At 54.5% G+C, this 6,841-nt stretch carries 6 protein-coding genes, 1 other RNA gene and 2 pseudogenes; 7 read left to right on the forward strand and 2 right to left on the reverse strand.

Going from position 1 to position 6,841, the window contains the following annotated elements:
- The 4 genes from FDW94_RS23775 to amtB all read left to right on the forward strand — a co-directional run.
- On the forward strand, window positions 1–529 hold a 529-nt coding region (locus FDW94_RS23775; RefSeq protein ID WP_249358261.1), incomplete at its 5' end, for an ATP-binding cassette domain-containing protein.
- Window positions 522–2,300, forward strand: a complete 1,779-nt coding sequence (locus FDW94_RS02700) for a SmdB family multidrug efflux ABC transporter permease/ATP-binding protein (protein ID WP_103284812.1) — start codon at window positions 522–524, stop codon at window positions 2,298–2,300. The genes FDW94_RS23775 and FDW94_RS02700, both read left to right, overlap by 8 nt.
- Window positions 2,301–2,548: 248 nt before the next feature.
- Window positions 2,549–2,887 (forward strand): P-II family nitrogen regulator, encoded by a 339-nt coding sequence (gene glnK / locus FDW94_RS02710; RefSeq protein WP_003021657.1) that lies wholly within the window; start codon window positions 2,549–2,551, stop codon window positions 2,885–2,887.
- 31 nt (window positions 2,888–2,918) lie between these two features.
- On the forward strand, window positions 2,919–4,205 hold the full coding sequence (amtB, locus tag FDW94_RS02715; protein WP_008783954.1) for an ammonium transporter AmtB: 1,287 nt from the start codon (window positions 2,919–2,921) through the stop codon (window positions 4,203–4,205).
- Between the two features lie 50 nt (window positions 4,206–4,255).
- Here amtB and tesB read toward each other — a convergent pair whose 3' ends face one another.
- Window positions 4,256–5,116 (reverse strand): acyl-CoA thioesterase II, encoded by an 861-nt coding sequence (tesB, locus tag FDW94_RS02720; protein WP_003831027.1) that lies wholly within the window; start codon window positions 5,114–5,116, stop codon window positions 4,256–4,258.
- A gap of 212 nt (window positions 5,117–5,328) precedes the next feature.
- Here tesB and FDW94_RS02725 point away from each other — a divergent pair, with 212 nt between their 5' ends.
- The gene (locus FDW94_RS02725; RefSeq protein WP_003021666.1) at window positions 5,329–5,898 is read left to right on the forward strand and encodes a YbaY family lipoprotein; all 570 of its coding nucleotides are present in this window, start codon (window positions 5,329–5,331) and stop codon (window positions 5,896–5,898) included.
- Window positions 5,899–5,929: 31 nt separating this feature from the next.
- Here FDW94_RS02725 and FDW94_RS02730 read toward each other — a convergent pair.
- A pseudogene (locus FDW94_RS02730) lies at window positions 5,930–6,253 on the reverse strand (MGMT family protein); the annotation flags it as partial.
- Window positions 6,254–6,403: 150 nt separating this feature from the next.
- Here FDW94_RS02730 and ffs point away from each other — a divergent pair.
- Window positions 6,404–6,500, forward strand: an RNA gene (gene ffs, locus FDW94_RS02735) — signal recognition particle sRNA small type.
- Between the two features lie 198 nt (window positions 6,501–6,698).
- Window positions 6,699–6,841, forward strand: a pseudogene (locus tag FDW94_RS23780) (hypothetical protein); the annotation flags it as partial.

Below are 6,841 nucleotides of genomic sequence, written 5' to 3' on the forward strand. Positions count from 1 at the left end.
CAGCCAGACGCCATTCCTGTTTTCCGATACCGTCGGTAATAACATCGCCTTAGGACGCCCGCAGGCTACGCAGGAAGAGATCGAGCATGTGGCGCGCCTTGCCAGCGTTCATGAGGATATTTTACGTCTTCCTCAGGGTTACGACACCGAAGTGGGCGAACGCGGGGTGATGCTGTCTGGCGGGCAAAAACAGCGTATTTCTATCGCTCGAGCGTTATTGCTGAACGCTGAAATTCTGATTCTGGATGATGCGCTGTCGGCGGTGGATGGTCGTACCGAACATCAGATCCTGCATAACCTGCGCCAGTGGGGCGAAGGCAGAACCGTGATTATCAGCGCACACCGTTTATCGGCTCTGACGGAAGCCAGCGAGATTATCGTGATGCAGCATGGGCATATTGCTCAGCGCGGTGAGCATGAATCTTTAGTGCAACAGCCCGGTTGGTATCGCGACATGTACCGCTATCAGCAACTTGAAGCGGCGCTGTCTGATGCACCAGAGATAAACGAGGAGGCGGCTAATGCGTAGTTTCGGGCAATTATGGCCAACTCTGAAAAGACTGCTGGCGTATGGTTCCCCATGGCGAAAACAGCTGGCGATTGCGGTAGTTATGCTGTGGGTGGCGGCTGCGGCGGAAGTCAGCGGTCCGCTGCTGATTAGCTATTTTATCGATAACATGGTGGCGAAGAACAATCTGCCATTGGCGATGGTTGCCGGGCTGGTTGCGGCCTATGTCGGTCTGCAACTGCTGGCGGCAGGTCTGCATTACGCGCAGTCATTGCTGTTTAACCAGGCGGCGGTTGGCGTAGTACAACAGTTACGCACCGACGTAATGGACGCTGCGCTGCGTCAGCCGCTCAGCGCTTTTGATACTCAGCCCGTCGGGCAGCTTATCTCCCGCGTGACCAATGATACTGAAGTTATTCGCGACCTGTACGTGACGGTGGTCGCAACGGTCCTGCGCAGCGCGGCCTTAATCGGCGCGATGTTGGTGGCAATGTTCAGCCTGGAATGGCGCATGGCGCTGGTGGCAATGGCCATTTTCCCGGCCGTGCTGGTGGTGATGGTGATTTACCAACGCTACAGCACCCCGATTGTGCGTCGGGTGCGCGCTTATCTGGCGGATATTAACGATGGCTTTAACGAAGTCATTAACGGCATGAGCGTTATCCAGCAGTTCCGCCAGCAGGCAAGGTTTGGCGAGAGAATGGGCGAGGCAAGCCGCTCGCACTATATGGCGCGTATGCAAACCCTGCGACTGGATGGTTTTTTGCTGCGTCCGCTGCTGAGCCTGTTCTCGGCACTGATCCTCTGCGGTTTGCTGATGCTGTTCAGTTTTACCTCTGGCACCTCCATCGAGGTTGGCGTGCTGTACGCGTTCATCAGCTACCTCGGCCGTTTGAACGAACCGCTGATCGAGCTGACCACCCAGCAATCAATGCTGCAGCAGGCGGTTGTCGCTGGTGAGCGAGTGTTCGAACTGATGGACGGGCCTCGTCAGCGCTATGGTGAAGACGATCGCCCGCTCAAAAGCGGAGACATTGAGGTGGATAACGTTTCATTTGCCTATCGCGACGACAATCTGGTGCTGCAAAACATCAGTCTGTCCGTGCCTTCGCGCAGCTTTGTGGCTTTGGTCGGACACACAGGCAGCGGCAAAAGCACGCTGGCCAGCCTGCTGATGGGATATTACCCGCTGACGCAGGGGGAAATCCGCCTTGACGGACGTCCGTTGTCTTCTCTGAGCCACGGTGCGTTACGTCAGGGCATCGCGATGGTGCAGCAGGATCCGGTGGTGATGGCGGATACCTTCCTGGCAAACGTCACGCTGGGTCGCGATATCTCAGAAGAGCGGGTCTGGCAGGCGCTGGAGACTGTGCAACTGGCAGAACTGGCTCGGGGTTTGAGCGAGGGGATTCATACCCGGCTGGGCGAGCAGGGCAATAATCTCTCCGTTGGGCAGAAACAGCTGCTGGCGCTGGCGCGGGTATTGGTTGAAACGCCGCAGGTGCTGATTCTCGATGAAGCCACGGCCAGTATTGATTCCGGTACTGAACAGGCCATTCAGCACGCGCTGGCGGCGGTCCGTGAACACACTACGCTGGTGGTGATTGCGCATCGGTTATCGACGATTGTCGATGCGGATACCATTCTGGTGCTGCATCGCGGTCAAGCGGTTGAGCGTGGTACGCACCAGCAATTACTGGCGGCGCAAGGCCGTTACTGGCAGATGTATCAGCTGCAGCTGGCGGGCGAAGAGTTAGCCGCCAGCACGCAAGAGGATGCTGTTATCGCCTGACGGCGCAGTGCTTATCCGGCCACGCGGTATCGTAGGCCGGGTAAGGCGTTTACGCCGCCATCCGGCAATCAACAATCTGGTGCAAAAATGTAACGCACTATGCACCGTTATAGTGCGTTTTTTCTTTTTCTCTCCCGGCAGTACCCGGCGAACCTGAATCATTCCGCGTTTTTCATTCCTGGCACACCCCTTGCAATATTCCTCTCGTGTATCTGCAGCCACTACTGAATTCTGACTGGAGGGGATCTATGAAGCTGGTTACCGTGGTAATCAAACCGTTCAAACTGGAAGACGTCCGTGAAGCACTGTCGTCTATTGGTATTCAGGGGCTGACCGTCACCGAAGTGAAGGGGTTTGGCCGACAGAAAGGTCATGCTGAGCTGTACCGTGGGGCTGAATATAGCGTCAATTTTCTGCCAAAGGTGAAGATTGATGTGGCGATTGCCGACGACCAACTGGATGGCGTGATTGATGTCATCAGTAAGGCGGCATACACCGGAAAAATTGGCGACGGCAAAATCTTCGTCGCCGAGCTGCAACGTGTGATTCGTATTCGTACCGGCGAAGCCGACGAAGCCGCACTGTAACTTCTGGCACACAGTGATAGGAAACCAAAAAATGAAGATAGCAACGATGAAAACGGGTATTGCTTCACTGGCGCTACTGCCGGGACTGGCAATGGCGGCACCGGCGGTTGCGGATAAAGCAGATAACGCTTTTATGATGATCTGTACCGCGCTGGTGCTGTTTATGACTATCCCTGGCATTGCGTTGTTCTACGGCGGTTTGATTCGCGGTAAGAACGTGCTGTCGATGCTGACTCAGGTGACGGTGACATTCGCTCTGGTTTGTATTCTATGGGTGGTTTATGGCTACTCACTGGCCTTTGGCGAAGGGAATAATTTCTTCGGCAACTTCAACTGGGTATTGCTGAAGAACATCGCGCTGACGGCGGTCACGGGGAGCTTCTACCAGTACATTCACGTTGCTTTTCAGGGATCTTTTGCCTGCATCACCGTTGGGCTGATTGTCGGGGCGCTGGCTGAGCGTATTCGTTTCTCTGCGGTGCTGATTTTTGTGGTGGTGTGGTTAACGCTGTCGTACATCCCCATTGCACATATGGTCTGGGGCGGCGGATTGCTGGCTTCTCACGGCGCACTGGATTTTGCGGGCGGGACGGTCGTGCACATCAACGCAGCGATTGCCGGTCTGGTTGGCGCGTATCTGATTGGCAAACGCGTCGGTTTTGGCAAAGAAGCCTTTAAACCGCATAACCTGCCGATGGTCTTCACCGGTACCGCTATTCTCTACATTGGTTGGTTTGGCTTTAACGCCGGTTCAGCGGGAACGGCGAATGAAATTGCCGCACTGGCCTTTGTCAATACCGTGGTCGCCACCGCCGCCGCCATCCTCGGATGGATCTTCGGTGAATGGGCGCTGCGTGGTAAACCGTCTCTGCTGGGCGCCTGTTCCGGTGCTATTGCAGGTCTGGTGGGCGTAACACCTGCATGTGGCTACATCGGTGTCGGCGGGGCGCTGATTATCGGTGTGGTTGCGGGGTTGGCTGGTCTGTGGGGCGTAACCATGCTGAAGCGTTTTCTGCGCGTGGACGATCCGTGTGACGTGTTTGGCGTGCACGGCGTGTGCGGTATTGTTGGCTGCATCCTGACCGGGGTTTTCGCTGCCAGCTCTCTGGGCGGCGTGGGATTTGCTGAGGGCGTTACCATGGGGCATCAGCTGCTGGTGCAACTGGAAAGCGTGGCGATCACCATCGTCTGGTCCGGCGTGGTGGCCTTCATTGGCTATAAGCTGGCGGATATGACGGTGGGTCTGCGCGTACCGGAAGAGCAGGAACGCGAAGGTCTGGATGTGAACAGTCACGGCGAGAACGCTTACAACGCTTGATGTTTCAATCTGCCGGATGGTAACGCTTTTGCGCCACCATCCGGTAATTCTCAATTGCGATTACGCATTACCCCTTCCTGCACGGTAGAGGCGACCAGCACGCCGTCCTGCGTATAAAACTCCCCGCGTACAAAACCTCTGGCACCGGAGGCCGAAGTACTCTCGACGTTATACAACAGCCACTCATTAATATTGAACGGACGGTGGAACCACATTGAATGGTCAATGGTGGCGATCTGAATCCCTTTTTCCAGAAAACCAATCCCGTACGGCTGCAGCGCTACAGGCAGGAAGTTCAGGTCTGAGGCATAACCCAGCAGATATTGATGGACGCGCAGATCGTCCTGCAGCTCGCCGTTTGCACGGATCCATACCTGGCGCGCCGGAGGTGCGACGTGACCTTTTAAGGGGTTATGAAATTCAACCGGGCGCACTTCCAACGGACGATCGTTGATAAATTTTTCTTTCAACAGCGGCGGCAGTAAATGCGCCACTGAGCGGGCAATTTCTGTTTCTGATTTCAGCTCATCGGGACCCGGCGCATCCGGCATGGTTTTCTGATGCTCAAATCCGTCTTCCGGTGCCTGGAAAGAGGCGGTCATGTAAAAAATGGGTTTACCATTCTGAATTGCGGCAACGCGGCGCGCGCTGAAGCTGTTACCATCACGCAAGACTTCTACATCATAGATGATGGGTTTTTGGCTATCGCCGGGGCGTAAAAAATAGCTGTGGAAGGAGTGCACCAGACGCTCTTCCGGTACGGTTTCTTTGGCGGCATACAGCGCCTGACCGACAACCTGTCCCCCAAAAACCTGACGTAACCCTAAGTCTTCACTTTGGCCCCGAAAGAGTCCTTCTTCAATTTTTTCCAGATTTAACAATGTCAGCAAATTTTTCAGCGCCAGACTCATACGTGCTCTCCAGGTTATATCGATCTCGCAGCGAGGTAGGCAGAGTATAACGCAATTTTGAAAGTGGTCCGATGGGTGCAATTGTCTGAATTAAAGGCCTATTACAGGCAAAAACAGCTGTCTTGTGCCACACTTAGTCACGTTATGTTTTTGTTAACCACTCTTCTGGCGAGGAAAGTTCTCGCTGGTGCATAGATGATAAGGAGAATTTAATGAAACTCGTGCACATGGTAAGTGGTTTAGCGGTTGCGGTCGCTCTGGCGGCCTGTGCTGATAAAAGTGCAGATATTCAGACACCTGCGCCAAGCCCTAATACGTCAATTGCTGACACACAGTCTAAAATTCAACAGCCAAATGTTTCTGGTACGGTATGGATCCGCCAGAAAGTGGCCTTGCCACCCGATGCGGTGCTGACCGTCACGCTGTCAGATGCGTCGCTGGCCGATGCACCGTCAAAAGTGCTGTCGCAAAAAGCGGTCCGTACTGAAGGTAAGCAGGCGCCATTCAGCTTTGTATTACCATTTAACCCGGCAGATATTCAGCCTAACGCCCGTATTCTGCTGAGTGCGGCAATTACGGTTAATGACAAACTGGTCTTTATTACTGATACCGTTCAGACGGTCATTAATCAGGGTGGTACGAAAGCTGACCTGACGCTGGTCCCTGTACAGCAAACAGCAGTACCGGTTCAGGCAAGCGGTGGGGCAGCCACCACGGTGCCGTCAACGTCACCAACCCAGGTGAATCCTTCTTCTGCCGTTCCTGCTCCCACGCAGTACTAAGGCAGTCGTAACCCTCTCCGCCTGGAGAGGGTTAGTACACCCAGCGATAGCGCTGTAAATCGATCTGCCCGCTTCCTGAAACCACTATTCCCTCTGCCAGCAACGCCTGACGCTGCCGTTGTAAGTCGGGGCCGGTCAGCGAAATGGCACCATGACGATTAACCACCCGATGCCAGGGCAAAGTGCTGCCTTCGGGGAGACGCTTAAGCACGCCGCCGACCTGGCGCGCAGCGCGCGGCGAACCGGCAAGCCTGGCAACATCGCCATACGTGGTGACGAAACCTTCGGGGATTGACGCGACGATTTGCCAGACGCGTTGGGGGAAAGTGTCTTGTATATCCATTATTTATTCCTGCGCTAATCCTCCAGCATAATGCCGAATGGCGAGGGAGTGAAGCCGCATTGCACAAGAAAACAGCATCCGATGCTGGATGGGTTGCAATTACAGGGTGCAGCAGTGATAATGCGCCTGCGCGTTGGTTAACAACGCTCTCAATGGGGGCTCTGTTGGTTCTCCCGCAACACTACTCTGTTTACCAGGTCAGGTCCGGAAGGAAGCAGCCAAGGCAGATGACGTGTGTGCCGGGATGTAGCTGGCAGGGCCCCCACCCAATTCTGCCGTCCGGCAATTTCCCTTCTTCTTATCTTCTTTTCTTTGTCATCGTATTGTCATTTTATTGTCATCAAATGCTGTCAATGTGTTTCGGGGATGTTATTTGTTGCTTTTGCCGCCGCCATCGCGCTGTAACGACAGGGTCTTACATCCGGTGTGTTTTGGCTGACCACAAGGATTTTCTACGATGTCGACCGCTGTATTGAATGTCAAAATTGATGAGGCGCTAAAAGAAAAGCTTCGCCATTACGCTGAAGTGCATAACGAAAATTTAAGTGTTGCGACGGAAAAACTGCTGCTGATTGCGTTTACCGCCGTTGAAGAGGCGGG

The organism is Citrobacter sp. wls757, assembly GCF_005280935.1.
GTDB lineage: Bacteria > Pseudomonadota > Gammaproteobacteria > Enterobacterales > Enterobacteriaceae > Citrobacter > Citrobacter portucalensis.

What these genes read in the sequence shown, in the direction of transcription:
- FDW94_RS02700 (WP_103284812.1), top strand. Translation starts at nt 522, where the DNA reads ATGCGTAGTTTCGGGCAATTATGGCCAACTCTGAAAAGACTGCTGGCG.
- glnK (WP_003021657.1), top strand. Translation starts at nt 2,549, where the DNA reads ATGAAGCTGGTTACCGTGGTAATCAAACCGTTCAAACTGGAAGACGTC.
- amtB (WP_008783954.1), top strand. Translation starts at nt 2,919, where the DNA reads ATGAAGATAGCAACGATGAAAACGGGTATTGCTTCACTGGCGCTACTG.
- tesB (WP_003831027.1), bottom strand. Translation starts at nt 5,116, where the DNA reads ATGAGTCTGGCGCTGAAAAATTTGCTGACATTGTTAAATCTGGAAAAA.
- FDW94_RS02725 (WP_003021666.1), top strand. Translation starts at nt 5,329, where the DNA reads ATGAAACTCGTGCACATGGTAAGTGGTTTAGCGGTTGCGGTCGCTCTG.